We start from the raw sequence: 18,228 nt of genomic DNA, 5'->3' as shown, positions 1-18,228 counted from the left end.
GACCCCACAGCGATGGGGCTTATATATCATGATCGCGTCTATCGTCGCAATGGCCCGACTTCAATACGACCGATGCCGTATTTCGTTGCCGAAAACAGGGGAGAGGCAGGCAGTGCTGGCAGTTGATCAGATGAGCAACCGCGACGCTCGCCCACTGCGCCGTTTGGCATTGTTGTAATAGTCGGACGCCTGTTGCACGGAGCGATGGCGTGATTGTTCCATGGCTTCGGGGAGCGGAATGCCGCGATTGGCCGCTTCGGTAAGATAGCCGGAGCGCAGACCGTGCGCAGAGAATTCCCTTGCATCCAGGCCAGCTATTTGCGCGCGTTGCTTGACGATCCGGTTAACGGCGCTGGGTTCGAGCGCTCGTACGGAAACATTGCCCCAGCGATCGACTTTTCGAAACACGCTGCCCTTATCGATCCTGGCTGCTTCCAGCCAACGGGTGAGGGCTTCGACAGGCCGGCCGGTCAGATAGACGACCTCGTCGTGATCGGCACCACTGGTTTTGGTGCGACCGAGATGGATGCCAAGAGAGGGCAGAGGAGCGCCGTCCTCATCAGTGACGGGCGACTGTTTGACGAGTTGTTCTACGCGCAAACCGGCGATTTCGCTGCGCCTGCGCCCGCCCGAGGCAAAGGCCACCATCAGGATAGCGCGATCCCGCAATGCGGTTAGATCCTCGCCGGAACACGTCGCCAGCAGCTTGCCCAGAATATCGCTGGTAATCGCATTGGCACTCTTGCGGCTGCGCGGCCGGTTGATGGCACGGACCGCAAGCCGGATTGCCGATTTGACGGAAGGCGATGAAAACGACCCCTCCAGACCGCGCCAGCGTGTCAGCGTCGACCAATTAGCAAGCCGCCTACGCACGGTTGCCGGCGCATGCGGTCCGGATACACGCAGAAAGCCTTGCTGGCGCAATTCTTCTTCTACGCCTGCCGGCATGCCGTGATCCGGCTCGATCTCGCGCTGCTGCGGTTGCCACAGATGATGGGCGACGAATTTCAGCAACAGGGCTTCGGGCGCCGGGAAGGGAAGGGGGTTGCCGGTTGCGGCCATCGACCAGGCTTCGAGATAGGCCAGATCCGAGGTCAGCGCGCGGAGCGTGTTTTCGCCCACGCCTTCATTGACCAGATGGCGTAGCGTCTCGACGTCCTGATCGGTCAGAATACCAGCAAGCATGTCGCGGCGGTTCAGCGGCAGAACAGCCGCTATCGTATCTAAAGTCTCGGTGCGTTTTTCAATCGAACCTGACGACGAGCTGCTCATTTCGGCAGTCCGTTCTCGTCATATAGTTCATCGTGGTTCGAAGTCTGGTGCGTGTTTGCAGGCCTTCCCTTAAGCGCCAGCGCCCAGACTTCATCCCATGTGCCCTGGCGGTTCTGCGAAATTGGCACGATCGCGGCGATAGGATCGCCAGCTCGACAGATGACAACCTCGTCATCGCGCAAAACGAAGTCAATTAGTTCGTCAAATCGCTCCGCTGCCTCGGCAATGTCCACGAATACCTTCACCGCCACTACCCTTACCAGACGCGCTCATGCAGAATCGCGTCGAACGCCAGATCCGCCGAGATGAAAGTGCAGTGCTCAAGCCGTGCCTGAGCGGCAAGAATCCGGTCCCACGGATCGCGGTGTTCCCAATCAAAATTTGCTGCCAGTTCGGCATGCAGATCGGTGATGGCTAGTGTTTGCAGGCCGCTTCCCGTGACGGCTGCCCGCAGTTCCTGGGGCTTGAGATCAAGCTTGTTCAGGCGCATCTTGTTCTCCAGCTCATAGAACGTGACCGCACTGACGAGGATAGCATTCGCCTTGTCCTCGATCAGCGATCGTGCCTTTGTGGACAGGCGATCACTACCGATTGTCCACCAGTAGACGGCGTGGCTGTCGAGCAGGATTTTCATTGCGTGTTTTCGCTATTGTTGGATTTGCCTTGCCAGACGCCGGTATCATCATTCCAGTCTCCGGCATCGATCGCCGCCTGCTCTGCATCAACTGTATCGAACAGGTTGTCGGGCAGGCCACGATGGCGCAACAGGCCAAAAGGGCGCTTGCCGCCGTCCGCTGCTGGACCGATGCGGGCGTAAACTTCGTTGCCACGCATGATGATGATCTCTTCGCCCTGGTTGGCGCGATCGAGGACTTCGGCGAAATTCTTGCGGGCTTCGCTGATCTTGTAGCTTGTCTGGGGCATCAGGGCCTCCGAAATTGGTCGTACGCCATTGATACCATTGTTTTAAAGCACGTACAAGTTCGTCGTACACATCACCTCCGATAACCTATACTTATCGGAGCTTAGGAGCCAAAATGGTTAATGTCGCGGTAACCATACTGAGTGGCTATTTGAGTTGAATGTGATGCAGTTTAATATGATATTTCAATCGCCAAACGGCTGCCAGTTCAACGCGTAACGCGTAAACCGCAACTGGCCCGTGCGCGTCAGAGCGCCCTTGTCGACCAGATCCTGCAGATCGCGGGTGGCCGTGGCGCGTGAGGTTTTTGTGATGGCCAGATAATTGTCGGCGCTCAGGCCACCAACAAAACCTTCGGGGCCGGCTTCAAACAACCGCGCCATGACTTTTTCCTGGCGTGCATTGAGGACACCGCGAAACCGGTCATAAAAATGTGCTTTGGCGATATAAAAGTGCACCCGTTGCAGTGTGAGTTGTTGTGCTGCAAGCACGGTTTGCCCAAACCACAGCAGCCACTCTGTCACATCAAGCGTGCGCTGATGCTGTTCCAATTGCGCATAATAGGCTTTGCGGCTTTGCTCGATGGCAAAACTCAGCAGGATCAGACTGGGCTGGCCCAGCGACTGCGCGAGCGCTTTTTCCGCCAGCGCCCGTCCCAGACGTCCATTGCCGTCCTCAAACGGATGAATGCTTTCAAACCAGACATGGCTGAGCGCCGCGCGTGTCAGCGCGGGGAGGGGAGACATACCATTGGGTGATGTCTCATTGAACCAGGCAATGAAGCGGACCATTTCGTCCGGTACTTGTTCTGAGGGTGGCGCTTCGAAATGAATTGTGGGACGGTCCAGATGTCCGGAGACGATTTGCATTGCGTCAGTATGCGTTCGATAAGCACCGATGGTGTCGAGATGCCCGTTGCCAGCCATCAGCATCTGATGCCAGCGAAACAGGGTCGCGTCGTCAAGTGGCGACGCGTAACTGCCATACACGTCGATCATCATCTCGGCGATGCCATGTTCACGCGGTTGCAGCGAACGCCGATCCGTTGCCAGGCCCAACTGTTTTCGTAGCGATGACTGCACACTGAGCCGGTCCAGCGTCTCACCTTCGATCGCACTGGTTTTGATCGCTTCATCACTCAGCAGCTCGATGCGTAACAGGTCGCGCTGTTGCGGATTGATGTGGCGCACCGCACCGATCACTTCGCCGGAGGAGAGCAGGAATTGCTGCTCCAGACTTTGTAGCGCCGAAGCGTCATAACGAAAATTTGGCCAGTCCGGTTGCGTCCAGTTCCACGGCATGAGCGATAACATCCTTTTCTATCGCTCCAAATATCACATAACGGTGAGCAATAGAAGCAATGACTATCGCTCAAGCTATCCAGTCAGGACACAATCGAAATGGCCGCTTTGCGCGTAATTCCTGCCGTTCGAATGACAACTTAGATTTGCCAAAAGCCGACACTGCTTATGTAGCAGCCGAGCCCCAACCGATTACTTCGGTGTATATGTTCGAATCCCGCGCGGTCCGCCACACCGCCGATTGCCCTCTATAGCGCGATATTGCCGCCGATTACCGCCGATGGCCGCAACGTCACCAAGTAGCATACGCACCGTCGATCACCGCCGTTTCTACGATAAATCCTGACATCTCAGCGGCGGCAACAATGAATGATCTTACGGATGACGCACTATCGTCCGTGTTGTCGAGGACGGACTATTTAGCGAACACACTCGGCGGCGCTACCGCCGCTGAAAGCGGAAAAAGACTGCCAAGAATTTTTTGCGTGTGCCTACCGATGATGGTGTGCACCCTTATTTAAGAGCGCTTACTTTAGCTCAACGCCTATTTAAGCCAAAAGCTGATTGCTTAAATAAGGCCGCGTTCGCATAATGTGGCATGTCCGAATCAGCATCTAACCTCCGGCTAGGCCGCTTTGTCGAGACCCCTGTTGCGGGGGAAATCGTGCGCGCCTTCGTGCCGCCCTCACTGCCGCCCGAACCGCCGATAGACGTGCTGGCCCTTCTGGAGCGGTTAGGGTTGGCCGAACGCGCGTTAGGTCGTCTGGACGGGATCACGATGTTGCTCCCGCGTCAGGAACTGTTCCTCTACATGTATGTAAGGAAGGAAGCAGTCCTCTCGTCCCAGATCGAAGGAACGCAGTCCACCCTTTCGGACTTGCTCCGCTTCGAAACCGAGGCGCAAGCCGGCCAGCCGATCGACGACATCCGTGAAGTATCGAACTATGTCGATGCGATGATGTATGGGCTGGAGCGTGTAGAAGACCTGCCGCTGTCACTACGTCTGATCCGCGAGATGCATGAGCGACTGCTGCAAAGCGGGCGTGGCGGCACGAAAAATCCCGGCGAGTTTCGGCGGTCTCAGAACTGGATCGGTGGTTCACGTCCAGGCAACGCACTGTTCGTGCCGCCACCACCGACAGAGATGGATGCTTGTCTCGATGCGCTTGAGCGCTTCATGCACGAGGACGGCTCGCGTCTGCCCGCTCTGATCAAGGCTGGGCTTTTGCATGTCCAATTCGAGACCATCCACCCGTTCCTGGATGGAAACGGCAGGATCGGTCGCTTGTTGGTGACGCTGTACCTGTGCGTCAACGGTGTGCTGCGCAAGCCGCTGCTCTATCTGAGCCTCTACCTTAAAACGCATCGCGCTGACTATTACCGCCTGCTTCAGGAGGTCCGAGAACACGGGGCATGGGAAGCCTGGCTCGATTTCTTCCTTGCCGGTGTTGCGGATACGGCCAATCAGGCATTCGAAGCAGCAACCCGGATTGTCGATCTGTTCAAGGACGACCGCGAGCGGATTACGACAGAGAGCGACCGGGCAGGCTCCGCGCTGCGTATCCACGATCTGTTTCAGCAAAACCCGTTCCTGACGGCCAACCAACTCGTTCAGCAAACAGGGCTCTCAGCCCCCACTGTCAATGCGGCGCTCGCTGATCTGGAACGGTTCGGCATCGTCGAAGAAATCACCGGGCGCAAACGGGGGCGCGTGTTCAGTTACCGGCGATATCTCGCCATCTTGAGCGAGGGAACCGACCCGCTCCCCACGACGGCTTAAAAGGGGGAGTCCGTGCCGATAAAAACTATATCCGCCGCACAATTCGCGACCGCCTTCGATCTCAGGCCAAATCTCGTGGCATGGTTCCTTGGCGCAGGCGCATCAGCCGCCTCTGGCATTCCGACTGGCTATGCCATGATCCGCGATTTCAAGGCGCAAATCTTTTGCCGCGAAACAAACCTGTCAAAGCGGGAGATCGATACCGCTGACCCGATCTGGATCGACAGGATCGATGCCTTTTTCCGCCAAAACTCGCTGTTGCCACCTGACGGTGATCCTACAGAATATGCCAAGACCTTCGAAGCGGTCTATCCAGAGGCTCGGCATCGCCGACAGTATATAGACGATGCGATCTCCAAGGGTACTCCCTGTTTTGGACATAAGGTGCTTGGCAGTCTTATGGCTGCTGGCAAGGTCGATAGCGTCTTCACCACGAACTTCGATCCGCTTATCGAGGAGTCGGCGCATTCGGCAAATGCGATCCTTCCGATAGACGGCCAGAACCGCCCGACTGTGGCTGCGATCGATTCCGCCGACCGTGCCATGCGGTGCCTCAATGAATCGGACTGGCCGTTGGTCGCTAAGCTCCACGGTGATTATCAGTCGATCGCGATTAAGAACACGGGATCGGAACTAGAGGAACAGGACGCCCGGATGCGGCATGTGCTGGTGGAATCCGGCAAGCGCTTCGGAATGATCTTCGTCGGCTATAGCGGACGCGACGCTTCGATCATGGAGGCGCTGAATACGGTTCTCGATGCGCCTTCGCCATTTCCGAACGGACTGTACTGGCTCACGTCGTCAGCTTCGCGTTTATTGCCCGCAGTGATCGAATTCCTAGAGCGCGCCGGAGCGGCTGGCGTGGATGTGGCCGTCGTTGAGTGCGCGACCTTCGACGAACTGGCTGCCGATATCATCAAGGTAACCGATTTACCCAAGCCGCTTCTTGATCGGGTGATGGAAGGGCGACCTACGCCGCGTCTCGTACCCGTTCAGATTCCAAATGCCAAAGCCCGCGCATTCCCGGTGCTGCGCTATTCGGCAATTCTGCTCCAATCGATGCCGACCGCGGCCAGGCGCATCAGGTTGAGCCAACCGACAACATCGGCAGAGGTGCGCGAGATCTTCAAGGCGAAGGGATGTCGGGCGACGGCGGCCGCTTTGGGGCGTGAGCTAGCGGTGTTCGGGCGTGACCAGGAAATCCTGGATGCCTTGGCTCCGCTTGGCCCATCGCTCGCTGGAACGATCGACCTGGATCCGGTCGCCGATAGCTGGGCAATGGGATTGCTCTACGACACGCTCGTGCGATCTCTCGCCCGACAGCGCCCGCTCATCCCACGCTACAGGCGTTCGGGCCATTCGCTCGTCGTTGCAACACCGCGCGACGGCGATGATCCTGATCGAACGCGGCGTCAGCAACAAACCCTATCCCGGCTGCGCGATGCCTACGGCACCAGTCTGTTTGGCACAGTGCCCAAGCTCGGCTTCCCGTTTCAGGAGGGTGTCCAGCTCAAGCTGGAACAGGTCGATGGAAAGTGGTGGTGCGGCTTCGAGCCTTACACGTTCGTCCAGTTGCCCCGACAAGACACTCCACAAACGGAAGGTGCGGAGGGTCTGGTCGCGCAAGAAGCTGCGGCTGAAATGGGCATCCAAGCCGAGCGACGAGGTGATCCTGCCGGTGACTGGCGCCGGGAACGATGGGCTCCGCGCTATAATAGGAATTGGGCCAGCATTATTGGGGCCTGGGCCCAGCTTCTGACGGAGACGGGCGGCACGCTTCGAAGCGCTTTCGGACTCGAAGACGGCACTGGCATTGATGCCGTGTTCAAGGTGTCACCCGTCACAGGGTTTAGCCGACCGTCGCATCACCATACCTACTTCGACAGGAGCAAATGATGGCGAACCCAGCCCTCACCGAGCTGCCGCCATTCACGCTCTTGGATGAGCCGGACCTGTCGTTTTCCCCATCCGATGCCACCCAGGTAGATGTCCATCCATTGCGCGGCCTCCTGAACTTCGGGCCGTATTCGAAAGGATCGTTTAGCGGATACACTCCCCGCATTCGAATCGCGACGGTTGGCCCGGAGAGCGCTTTCCATCGTCGTGGCGATCTGATGAAGCTGTTGCGCGGCGTGCATCGGCCTTCCGACAGATCAGAATATGTGCCGGAATATCCCGGTTTCGAGCGCCTGTTCCGCGTGTCGCTCGATCCCGCGCCAGCGAGCGCGCACATCAAGTGGCCTGAACACCTCGACCAGTTACCGGGTGACGGCAACGCGCAGCATCGCCTATACCTTGCAATGGATGCCGCGCTCCGCCGCCTCGACGCCGTTCGCAACGAGTTCGACGTTGTGCTGGTCCACTTTCCCGACAACTGGGACACGGCGACACGCGGAAAATTCTTTGACGCACACGACGTGCTGAAGGCTCTGGGCGCCAAGTATAATATTCCGACCCAGGTTCTGAACGATCGCGTCTTCAACTTCAGCTTTAAGGCCTCGCTCGCTTGGCGTCTTTCAACCGCACTGTATGTGAAGGCTGCGGGCACGCCATGGAAGCTCGCGCCGCTGAAAGGTGTGCCGGCGGACACCGCCTACATCGGGTTGGCTTATGCCCTGCGCGGTGACCAACAAGACGCGCATTATGTGATGTGCTGCTCGCAGGTCTTCGACATGGACGGTGGCGGCATGCAGTTCGTCGCGTTCGATGCGCTTACCGGCGTAGCGGAAATAGAGTGCGTCGAGGTCAGTTCGGCATCGTGCTGGCGCGGCGTCTGGCTCATCAAGTCGGGCGTAGAGAAACCGCCGTCAAAACCTTCGGGGTTTCCCGTGCCGCGCGGGACGATGGTGATCCGCACGGGCAATTCTACCTTGATATGGGTGGCGGGCAATGCTCCCGAGGTCTCAACCAAAGGCGATTACTATCAGGGCAAGAAGAGCATTCCCCGGCCGCTACAACTGATCCGTCATGCCGGCAGCGGGCCACTTGAACTCACTGCCCATGAGGCGTTAGCCCTCACGAAGATGGATTGGAATAACGACGCGCTCTACGACCCAGTGCCAGTTAGCATTCGCTATTCGCAGAAACTGGCCCGCACGATAGCGAACGTCCCGGACCTACCTCGGAATGTTTATCCTTATAGGTTGTTCATGTGAGGAGGTTTCTACAAATTAGAAATGAGCCGAAGCGATGGTATTGCTGAGAACTAATTATGAAATCTGACTTAAATTATACTTCGTAAGAGACGCGCGCATTCTGCATTGCAAAGATGGCTTCGAATCGACGCCATATTATTTATCGGCCTTGGGGGAGGCATACCGTGACGACACCGAGCTATCTGAACTGGCTGGTCGATACTGGAGAGCGTCAAGCAACGGCGTGTGGCCGTGAAATCGAGATATGGGAACTAAATCCGCAAGATGACGCTGAAATCCTTTCAAACTGGGCTCGGCATTTCCGCAACCACTACATCGCCGATGCCGATTTACCGTTCATGGCTGGCGGAACGGGACTCGGCCATCCCGATTATCTAAGGACCATTCTCTTCCCCGATGCGAAGGTGGCACCCGGACCGAGCCTCCGATCGGGAGATTTTGGCGAGATCGTCGTCGCCGACTTCATCGAATATTTCCTAGGATATTGGTGCCCACGCGAGTTGCGCTACCAGGATCGCTGGAACCGAAATGACTCGACAAAGGGTTGCGATGTTATCGGGTTCAAGTTCGCGAACGAGGACAACCCCGGTCCGGCCGACGAGCTTTTTATCTTCGAGTCCAAATCTGGCATGTCTGCGTCCGGCGGGAACCGGCTCCAGGATGCGATCGATGACAGCGTAAAGGACAGACTTCGCGAGGGCATGAGCCTCAATGCGATTAAACGCCGTTTCTTCGATCGGGGCGAAATGGGCGATGCCCGAAAGGTCGAGCGCTTTCAAAACGAGGCCGACCGACCCTTTCGCCGGATCAACGGAGCGGCCGCCATTCTCGACGAGGCCGTCTTCGCCGAGACCGACATGGCGGCGACCAACGGTGCGGCTCATTTTAACCAAGAGAATTTGCGCCTTCTGGTTATCCGCGGACCGTCATTGATGAAACTCGTACATACGCTTTACGAGAGGGCAGCCGATGAGGCCTGAGGCGACCGCGCTCACCATCCTATCCACCGCGCGAGCGCGGGCAAAGATGCACGAATTCCGCGTCGCGCCAGCGGACTTCAATGCGTTGCCGCGCGACCCGTCGCTACTCTTCTCATTGGCAATCGGCATCTTGGGAGATGTTGCGGCCGCCGTCGCAGATACGCTCGATGTTGCAGGAGTGGCACCGGCCGCGCTTCCTCAACCGCCCGGCTGGGACGAGTTGGATGAGGACCCGCAAGATGTGCTACGCTTTGCCTCAGTTTTCTTCGATGCATATTTGAACGCGCAGCTCGATGCCGACTTAGACACCGAATTTTCACTCCTGTGCGCAGCGGCATACTACATCGCCGGGAATGTCGGCAGCGCGACGGTAATCATTCGGCACATGACGGAGCCGAGCCTCGACCTCGCGGGCGGGCTTGGTCATCTCGTCTACAGCATCCTCAAGAACAGCTTCGTTCCGGCCGAGGCGGCCCATGCTCATCAAGCGGCGACGACAGAGCTTCTCCAGGCGCTAGCCGGCTATTTCAGCTTCGAGGCCGGGGCGGATGGCATTGCCGAAGCGTGCCGCAGAATCCGCGAGTATTTACACCGATCCGGCTCACCGCGCGAATTGCTCTACGCCGACATTGCTGGCGCTTTGTGTGCGCTCAAGCTTAGAAATTCTGCCCGGACAATCCTGCCAACAGCATCAGGCTTGGCGCCGGACGCGTGGCGCCAAGCGCTCGCGAAGTCGCATTTTCCAATCGAACTCTGGCCTGCTCAGCAGCGGATCGCGGATGCTGGCGTGTTCGCTGGACGTTCCGTGGTCATTCAGATGCCCACCAGCGCTGGCAAGACTCGCGCCACCGAAATCATCATTAGATCGGCCTTTCTATCCGGTCGAGCACACCTTGCAGTGATCGTCGCACCCTATCGTTCGCTCTGCCACGACATCCGAGGCGACCTAGTAACAGCTTTTGCCGGTGAGAATGTGCGCCTGGACGAAGCATCAGACGCCTATCAATTCGACCTCGCACTCGATGCGCTGTTTGCCGAAGACTCTGTGCTCATCGTGACGCCCGAAAAGCTCCTCTATATGATGCGCCGGGCTCCGGACCTCGCCCAGAGGATCGGATTGGTGATCTATGACGAAGGACATCAATTCGACGGAATGACCCGGGGGCCGACCTACGAACTCCTCCTCACTTCGCTGCGCATGTCGCTCCCCGCTCAAACCCAGATCATTCTCATCTCTGCCGTGATCGGCAACGCGCCGGATGTCGCTGCATGGCTGATCGGCGATGCCGATGCGGTTGTCGGTGCCGAGGGTCTGCTACCGACGACCAAAAGCATCGCTTTTGCGAGCTGGCAGGACCAACGCGGGCGACTCGAATACGTGAAGCCGGAGGATCCGGCTGAGCGAGAATATTTCGTGCCTCGCATTATCAGCGACATCGCTCTACCGCTCCGCGGCAGGGAAACTGCCCAGCGTAGATTTCCTGAGAAGACCGGCGGCGACGTCGGTCTGTTCCTGGGGCTGCACGTCGTGCGCAACGGCAGTGTTGCGATCTTCTGCGGCCGAAAAGACAGCGTGACGAAAATCTGTTCGCGTGCTGTCGAGATCGTCGATCGCGGGGTCGCCCTTGAATGGCCGATTGAAACCTCGGACGCCGCAGAGGTAGAGAAGGTTCGCGCGCTTTGCGAACTTGAGCTCGGAGCTGGCGCGTCGGCCACCCGCTCAGCGGGGCTGGGGATATTCGCTCATCATGCCGACACGCCGCACGGCATCAGGCTCTCGATCGAACATGCTATGAAAGAGGGGCTGGCGAAGTTCGTCATTTGTACCTCGACGCTAGCCCAGGGCGTGAATTTCCCGCTCAAATATTTGATTGTCACATCGACGCGCCAAGGCAGCGAACAGATTTTGGTGCGGGACTTCCACAATCTGATGGGTCGTGCCGGTCGCGCAGGAATGCACACCGAAGGCAGTGTCATCTTCTCGACCCCGTCCATCTATGATCAGCGGCTGCAATTTCGCGGCCGATGGACGTGGGACCGCGCAACCGAACTGCTCGATGCTCGAAACTCTGAACCCTCTCGCAGCTCGATCCTTGCGTTGTTCGATGCGTATCAGCAGCGCCAACCGCCGATCGTCCAAGAGATTCCGCCCGATTGGCTGGACCTCGCTTTCGCCGATACCGCCCGGATAGACGAGGTCGTGGACGCAGCGCTCGCCGCGCAACCTAACATCAGCGAGCGGGAATTCCGCCGGTTCATCGAAGGTCGCGCCCGCGCTGTCCAGAATATCGCCGCCTTCCTCGTTGCCAATATGACCTTTGCCGAGGGAGAGGACGTCGCAGCGCGGATCGGTGAACTTGCCGCGAATACATTGGCTTATCACCTTGCTGACGAGGAGACGCGGGTTCGTCTCGTCGAAGTGTTTCGATCGATCGGGGATTCGATCACGGCCAACACCGATGGCGACCAGCGCGCGCTTATTCGACGGTCGCCCCTACCGCCGGCGGCGGTTGCAGAACTCCAAACTTGGTTGACTGAGAATCTGGAAACCCTGCAGGCCGCAGTGCAAGAGAACCGGCTATTCGCCGAAATATCTCCGTTGGCACTCCGTTTCACCACGTCCCGCGCGCTCCAGGCGATTAGCGATCAGAATTTGGTTCCTCGCGCTCTTGAGGAGTGGGTGGCAGGCAGATCCTATGCCGTGATCTTTGACATTTTGGCTGAGGCAAGAGTCCGGGTCGGGCGTGACCATGTCACCGTCGAAGATGCTGTTGCGCTGTGCGAGAGCGGCTTCGGCTACGATGTTGCGATGATCGTTGCATCGATAGCGGACCTGACCGAGGGCTTGGACGACGCACTGCACATGGGCGTCAGCCTGCTGCAAAAGCAGATTAAATACGGCCTGACCGATCGCGCGGCGATTGCGTTTCACGAGGCTGGGTTCGCGGATAGGCATGTAGCGAGCCTTCTCGGTCTCGTCTGGGGAAATGTGGTCGACCGCGGCGGCGTTCGCGCGGCTTGCCAGCAAGAGGAGATTGTACGCGCGGTGCTCGCGCACATTCCGAGCTATTTCGTGAAGGTCGCTGCTGAGCTTGGAGGATGGGCCTGACGCGGGCCATGCCGGATAGCTAGACCCGTACGCACATCTGATGACGGTGATGCAGCTCGATCCTCCCCTCATTCCTATTTTGGAGGGCTATAGAAGGCTATGGAGTAGATATAGTTCTCATCGCTATCCCGCATGGCCCGCCGGAGGAGATTCGAACCGGTAGTTCGTGTTTCGAATGCGCTGTGGATGTCTACTTTATCGACCTTGTTCATCGGAACCGGACTGACAGCTTACGGCCCCAGCGATTCCTCTTGCTGATGCGTTTTCCTGAAGGCCAATAGTGGCCAAAGGAGAAGTCAAATGGGTATCGCACAATATGATCCTGCCGCACTGGGTAGGCCAGCTTGGAACGCTGGCCGAAAGGTTGGCGTGAAGAAGCCGCTGAAACAGCGTCAGATTTGGGCAATTCGCTTCTTCCTCGATAGGGAGGGGCGCATGAGAGACCGAGCCCTTTTCGATCTCGCGATCGACAGCAAGCTAAGAGGCTGCGATCTCGTCAAGATCAAGATCGGAACCCTCGTCACGGGTCAGGAAATCCGAACACGTGCCATGGTCATCCAGCAAAAAACCGGCCGCCCCGTGCAATTCGAGATCACACCTGACGTCAGGGCGAGTTTGCTTGCTTGGCTCGAACGGAGAGGAGGAACGGTGGATGACTATGCTTTTCCCAGTCGAGTCGATCACAGCGATCATCTGAGCACTCGTCAGTATGCCCGGTTGGTCGATGAGTGGGTCACTGCAATTGGGCTGCGACGCGAAGACTACGGCACTCACTCGCTTCGGCGCACAAAGGCCGCGATGATCTACAAGGCGACTGGCAATCTTCGAGCAATCCAGATTTTGCTTGGGCATACCAAGATCGAGAACACGGTCAGGTATCTCGGTGTGGACATTGAGGATGCGCTGGAATTGGCAGAGCATACAGATATTTAACAATAGCGGCCCCGCATCGAGCGGGGCCGTGCATCTTAGAACAAGCGGATATGCGTTTTATTTCAGCCATTCAAATCCGAATCTGGCAGTCCCGAAAGCAGACGTATGTTCAAATCCTCCCGAGTAGCATTTCCGTACAGAACCGTCGACGTCTCCTGCGTTAGCGATCGAAGCCGAAAGAACGGCATTCGAGGGAGCGGCTATACGCCTTCATTTCTGACAAGAGTGTAGCATGCACACGCTTTTCACCGCGGTCGTTCGGCTTATGATGCTGTCAACTTCTCTGAAGGGATGGAACGCAGACTGGCTATCTTCGGTAACAAGCGAAGATCGCTTCACAAACCTGGTCGACGTGGCTGTTCATGGTGGCTGTGATGCGCTAAGTGTTGCCAAATTGGGAATACTGCTTGTGTTGTTGCAGAGGGGGACGATAATTGCCGATAAACTATGCTGCACAGATAAAAGTGCTTCCCCCCGAATCTCTCGAAGAGTTTGTGAAGGATTGGCTGGCACAGCGGGTTAAGGATTACCACGGCCATGAACTCTGGCGCGGCACAGGCGATATGGGGCGTGACGTCACTGGATATATCGATGAGCACCGCATGGAAGGCCATTGGGACAATTTCCAGTGCAAGCAGTTAAGCCGTACACTATCCATGCCCAATGTCCTGTTGGAGCTTGGCAAGATATTCATGCACGCGGCAGCCGGCGAATATAAGGTGCCTCGGGCCTACGTGTTTGTGGCACCACAGGGAGTCCAACGGGCTGTGCAGCAGGCGATCGCGCATCCCCAAAAATTGCAGGACCGGTTCATCGAAACATGGGATACCGATATCGCCCACCGGTTAGTGGAGAAAGCCAACATACCGCTCACGGTCGAAATTACGGCCGCCATCAAGGCTTTCAATTTTACGAAACTCACTTGGCTGGACGCGGGGCGGTTGGTCGATGATCCTGCGTGCAAAGCTGCTTTGGTCAAATGGTTCGGCGACGACCCGGGTCGTGCACCCCGCGGCGTGGTGCCAGCAGAAATGCAAAATGAGGAGTCGTCCTATGTCACCCAATTGCTGGCTCTGTACGGGACCAAGGGCCCCGGTACTTACCCGGATGCCGCGTCTGCCGCAGTCAGCCCCGAATACGGACGCCACTTCAACGACCAACGGACCCGATTCTTCGACGCCGAGGCGTTCGATCGGTTCTATCGCGACTCGACCCCGGCGGATTATCTCGTGACCTTCAAGGACGAAATCTATCTCGGAGTTGTCGATGTCCATGGCGAAGTTCACGCCGATGGTCTCGTTAAACTCTCCCAAGTCATGAAGCACGCGGGTGTTCTCCATGCCTCGGGGATATTGGGCAAGCATGCAGGGCCGCAGGTAAAGCAAGGGACCTGTCATCAATTCGCAAATGAAGGACGTCTCCCTTGGCATTCATAGACGAGGGCAAGAGGCAGTCACATCCATTCAACAGCACTTTGGAGACTGGCATTCGCGCGCTAGTAGTGCTTGACGCTCTATATCCGCGGCGCTGCGACCTGATGGAAATGACATGGCTTGATCACCTTGTGGTGCATACCGGCGACCTCGGTGGCGATGGCGTGCCCGAAAGCCTTCATCCCGATCTGCCCAACCGGGTAGGTGAGTTACTGGTCCGCCGCCAGCTCATCGAGCGGAGCCTGCGATTAATGCAGCAGGTTCATCTAATCGAGGTGTTCGAAACTGAGGCTGGTGTCGAATTTGCGGCGGGCGAAGACGCCCCCAGCTATTTGGACCTGCTTCGCACCCCGTATTCAGTTGCGCTCAAGGAGCGGGCCAGTTGGATGGCGCGACAGCTTTGCGACATAACCACAGGGCAGCTCCGCCAATCGATTGCGGACCGCATTGGGCGCTGGACAGCGGAATTCCGCGCAGATGAAACTCCAACTGGCTCGAGCATCATATGAGCGGTATTCAACTACGACATCTGGTCTTTACTGGGCCGAATGTGCCCGACGCGGAACTCAAATTCGTCAGTGGGTTGAACATCCTTTATGGCGCTTCGAACACTGGCAAGTCATTCACAGCCCAGAGCATTCTCTTCATGATGGGCGCGGTGAAGAATCTGCCCGTCACGGAAGAGGTGGCCAAGTATGACGGCGTATGGCTCGGCCTTACGCTTTCTGACGGAAACGATATTACATTGTACCGTGCCGTCCGCGGCGGTCAATTCAAAAAATACGATGGTCTGGTCAAAGCTGCCGGGACACTCACAGGCACGCCCCTTCTCGGCAAGCATGACCATAGGAGAAAAGACACGGTCTCCCAGCTTCTGCTCGAGACCATCGGTCTGGCTGGTAAGAAGCTGGTTACGAATGCCAATGGCGCGAAAGACAACCTGTCGATCCGGTTGTTGTCGCCCTATGCCGTGGTTTCTGAAGAGGCGATCATCGCCAAGCAGAGCCCCGTGCTTTATTCTGGAGCACCGACCGAACGAACACTGGAGCAAAATCTCTTCAAATTGCTGCTGACTGGGATCGACGACTCCGCAACCGTAGAGGTTCTGAAGCCGGGGGATAAAAAGGTGGCCAAGGCCGCTAAGATCGAGCTGCTTGACGAATGGATCGGCAAGCTTGATGAACAACTTGGTGATGATGTCACCGATTTAAACGAAATAGACGATCAGCTCGATCGTTTGGACAACAGTTCCGAAGGTCTTTGGGACCAGTTGCGCTTGGCCCAGTCCTCACTTGATGAACTCATAGTGAAACGCCGGGCTCAATTCGATCGCAGACAGGAACATGAGCTGCATCTCAACGAGCTCGATATCACATTGCAGCGCTTCGCCCGTCTCAATGCCGTCTATTCGTCTGATCTCGAGCGACTACGGTCCATCGAAGAAGGCGGCTATATCCTAGTCGCGTTAGCGGACAGGGAATGCCCGGTATGCGGGGCGCCATCTGAGGCTCAGGTTCACAACCACGCCGGTGAAGAGATCGCCCTGGCTTATGCGGCCGCAGCGGCCGAAACCCACAAGATCGAGGTCGAACAGCGCGAGCTTACTCAGACCGTATTAGCGCTACGGGGTGAAGCAGCCAGCCTCCGGCGGTTCATCAAGGAACTGACTGAACAGATCGAAGAAATAGAAAGCCAAATCGAAAACGTCAGGCCACTCGAGGCCATGGCGAGAACGAATTATGAGACTTACGCATATGCAAGGGCAGAACTGCATAAGATCGCTGACCTCTATACCCGCCGCGCCGAGCTAGTCGCGAGCAGGGAAAAAATAGATGGCGAGAGTACCAAACGAGACGGCGACGCTTTGGCAGTAGGGCCTGACTCCACTGTTGCGTTCGCCTTCGGTGAAACGGTAAAGGCAGTTCTCAAAGAGTGGAAGTTCCCAGATGCCGATAAGGCCCAGTTTGACCTGTCTACGAACGACATCACGATCGGTGGTAAACCGCGGTCATCGAATGGCAAGGGCGTTCGCGCGATTTTGCACGCGGCCTTCAATGTGGCGTTGTTCGTCTATTGCATAGAAAAGAAGCTTCCGCATCCGGGCTTTTTGGTCCTTGATACACCTTTGCTGACATATCGTGAACCGATGCGATCAGAGAAACACGGCGCTCTGACAGAAGACGAACTTGCCCTCAAAGCGACTACACTTGCTGAAAACTTCTATAAGCACTTGGCGAGCCTGGAGGATCAAGTGCAATTTGTCATCATTGAAAATACTGATCCTCCCGCCAGCATTGAAGGCCTTGCCAGCATCACCACGTTTACCGGCCTTGACGGCAACGATCGGTACGGACTCTTGGCTCGACGCTAATCGCCAACAGCCGATGGGCAGCCTTACTTCTGGTGGCTCGCGTACGTGGCTGATCGAAGTTGCAGCTCTGTCCGGTTCTGGACATCGGCGAACAAGTTGCGAACCGCTACAACTAAGGTCGGAATGACTATGGGTTCGGGCTGCGCTTTATGGAGGTTATTTTATTCATTGTCGCCAAAAGCTGTCAGTCTGCCTTCGGCCACTGCGAATCCTCGTGCTGATGCGTTTTCCTGAAGGCCAATAATGGCCAAGGAGAAGTCAAATGGGTATCGCACAATATGATCCTGCCGCACTGGGTAGGCCAGCCTGGAACGCTGACCGAAAGGTTGGCGTGAAGAAGCCACTGAAACAGCGTCAAATTTGGGCAATTCGCTTCTTTCTCGATAGGGAGGGGCGCATGAGAGGCCGAGCCCTGTTTGATCTTGCGATCGACAGCAAGCTTAGAGGCTGCGATCTCATCAAGATCAAAATCGAAACCCTTGTCATGGGACAGGAAATCCGAACACGTGCCATGGTCATCCAGCAAAAAACTGGCCGCCCCGTGCAATTCGAGATCACACCTGACGTCAGGGCGAGTTTGCTTGCTTGGCTCGAACGGAGAGGAGGAACGGTGGATGACTATGCTTTTCCCAGTCGGGTCAATCACAGCGATCATCTGAGCACTCGCCAGTATGCCAGGTTGGTCGATGAGTGGGTCACCGCAATCGGGCTGCGACGCGAAGACTATGGCACTCACTCGCTTCGGCGCACAAAGGCCGCGATGATCTACAGGGCGACTGGCAATCTTCGAGCAATCCAGATCCTGCTCGGGCATACCAAGATCGAGAACACGGTCAGGTATCTCGGTGTGGACATTGAGGACGCGCTGGAATTGGCAGAGCATACAGATATTTAACAATAGCGGCCCCGCATTGAACGAGGCCATGCATCTTGGAACAAGCGGATATGCCCCCCAGATAGACCGTTCATGAT

General features: G+C 57.0%; 15 protein-coding genes. 10 read left to right on the top strand and 5 right to left on the bottom strand.

Annotated features, from left to right (window positions below; genetic code table 11):
- Positions 1 to 126: 126 nt before the first annotated feature.
- From CQZ93_RS14890 to CQZ93_RS14870, 5 genes are all read right to left on the bottom strand, one after another.
- Complete coding sequence (locus tag CQZ93_RS14890) at positions 127 to 1,272, bottom strand: site-specific integrase (RefSeq protein ID WP_105543450.1); 1,146 nt, start codon at positions 1,270 to 1,272, stop codon at positions 127 to 129.
- On the bottom strand, positions 1,269 to 1,517 hold the full coding sequence (locus CQZ93_RS14885) for a type II toxin-antitoxin system Phd/YefM family antitoxin (RefSeq protein ID WP_422616099.1): 249 nt from the start codon (positions 1,515 to 1,517) through the stop codon (positions 1,269 to 1,271). Before CQZ93_RS14885 ends, CQZ93_RS14890 begins: the two co-directional genes overlap by 4 nt.
- Positions 1,518 to 1,528: 11 nt before the next feature.
- Positions 1,529 to 1,906 carry a type II toxin-antitoxin system VapC family toxin gene (locus CQZ93_RS14880; RefSeq protein WP_105543449.1) on the bottom strand — a complete coding sequence of 126 codons (378 nt, stop codon included), beginning with the start codon at positions 1,904 to 1,906 and terminating at the stop codon, positions 1,529 to 1,531.
- Entirely contained in the window at positions 1,903 to 2,196 is a 294-nt protein-coding gene (locus CQZ93_RS14875) for a type II toxin-antitoxin system Phd/YefM family antitoxin (RefSeq protein ID WP_105543448.1), read from the bottom strand. Before CQZ93_RS14875 ends, CQZ93_RS14880 begins: the two co-directional genes overlap by 4 nt.
- A gap of 183 nt (positions 2,197 to 2,379) precedes the next feature.
- Positions 2,380 to 3,495, bottom strand: coding sequence for a Fic family protein (locus CQZ93_RS14870; protein WP_105545148.1), 1,116 nt, complete (start codon positions 3,493 to 3,495; stop codon positions 2,380 to 2,382).
- Positions 3,496 to 4,093: 598 nt separating this feature from the next.
- Between CQZ93_RS14870 and CQZ93_RS14865 the strand changes: the two genes are divergently transcribed.
- The 10 genes from CQZ93_RS14865 (at position 4,094) to CQZ93_RS14820 (ending at position 18,151) form a co-directional block, all read left to right on the top strand.
- Entirely contained in the window at positions 4,094 to 5,275 is a 1,182-nt protein-coding gene (locus tag CQZ93_RS14865; RefSeq protein WP_105543447.1) for a Fic family protein, read from the top strand.
- A gap of 12 nt (positions 5,276 to 5,287) precedes the next feature.
- The gene (locus CQZ93_RS14860) at positions 5,288 to 7,171 is read left to right on the top strand and encodes an SIR2 family protein (RefSeq protein ID WP_286153622.1); all 1,884 of its coding nucleotides are present in this window, start codon (positions 5,288 to 5,290) and stop codon (positions 7,169 to 7,171) included.
- On the top strand, positions 7,171 to 8,430 hold the full coding sequence (locus tag CQZ93_RS14855) for an argonaute/piwi family protein (RefSeq protein ID WP_105543446.1): 1,260 nt from the start codon (positions 7,171 to 7,173) through the stop codon (positions 8,428 to 8,430). The genes CQZ93_RS14860 and CQZ93_RS14855 overlap by 1 nt, the downstream gene beginning before the upstream one ends.
- A gap of 113 nt (positions 8,431 to 8,543) precedes the next feature.
- Positions 8,544 to 9,410 (top strand): Hachiman antiphage defense system protein HamA, encoded by an 867-nt coding sequence (locus CQZ93_RS14850; RefSeq protein ID WP_105543445.1) that lies wholly within the window; start codon positions 8,544 to 8,546, stop codon positions 9,408 to 9,410.
- Positions 9,400 to 12,519, top strand: coding sequence for a DEAD/DEAH box helicase (locus tag CQZ93_RS14845; protein ID WP_105543444.1), 3,120 nt, complete (start codon positions 9,400 to 9,402; stop codon positions 12,517 to 12,519). The genes CQZ93_RS14850 and CQZ93_RS14845 overlap by 11 nt, the downstream gene beginning before the upstream one ends.
- A 300-nt stretch (positions 12,520 to 12,819) precedes the next feature.
- Positions 12,820 to 13,452, top strand: a complete 633-nt coding sequence (locus CQZ93_RS14840) for a tyrosine-type recombinase/integrase (RefSeq protein WP_105543443.1) — start codon at positions 12,820 to 12,822, stop codon at positions 13,450 to 13,452.
- 434 nt (positions 13,453 to 13,886) lie between these two features.
- The gene (locus tag CQZ93_RS14835) at positions 13,887 to 14,888 is read left to right on the top strand and encodes an ABC-three component system protein (protein WP_105543442.1); all 1,002 of its coding nucleotides are present in this window, start codon (positions 13,887 to 13,889) and stop codon (positions 14,886 to 14,888) included.
- A complete protein-coding gene (locus CQZ93_RS14830; protein WP_210201099.1) occupies positions 14,876 to 15,394 on the top strand; it encodes an ABC-three component system middle component 2 in 519 nt (172 codons plus the stop codon). Before CQZ93_RS14835 ends, CQZ93_RS14830 begins: the two co-directional genes overlap by 13 nt.
- Positions 15,391 to 17,256 (top strand): coiled-coil domain-containing protein, encoded by a 1,866-nt coding sequence (locus CQZ93_RS14825; protein WP_105543441.1) that lies wholly within the window; start codon positions 15,391 to 15,393, stop codon positions 17,254 to 17,256. Before CQZ93_RS14830 ends, CQZ93_RS14825 begins: the two co-directional genes overlap by 4 nt.
- 262 nt (positions 17,257 to 17,518) lie before the next feature.
- Entirely contained in the window at positions 17,519 to 18,151 is a 633-nt protein-coding gene (locus CQZ93_RS14820) for a tyrosine-type recombinase/integrase (RefSeq protein WP_105543440.1), read from the top strand.
- Positions 18,152 to 18,228: the final 77 nt, after the last annotated feature.

It is taken from the genome of Ochrobactrum vermis (assembly GCF_002975205.1).
Lineage (GTDB): Bacteria > Pseudomonadota > Alphaproteobacteria > Rhizobiales > Rhizobiaceae > Brucella > Brucella vermis.
The sequence above is the reverse complement of the archived record's forward strand: the minus strand, read 5'-3'. Positions and strand labels throughout refer to the sequence as shown.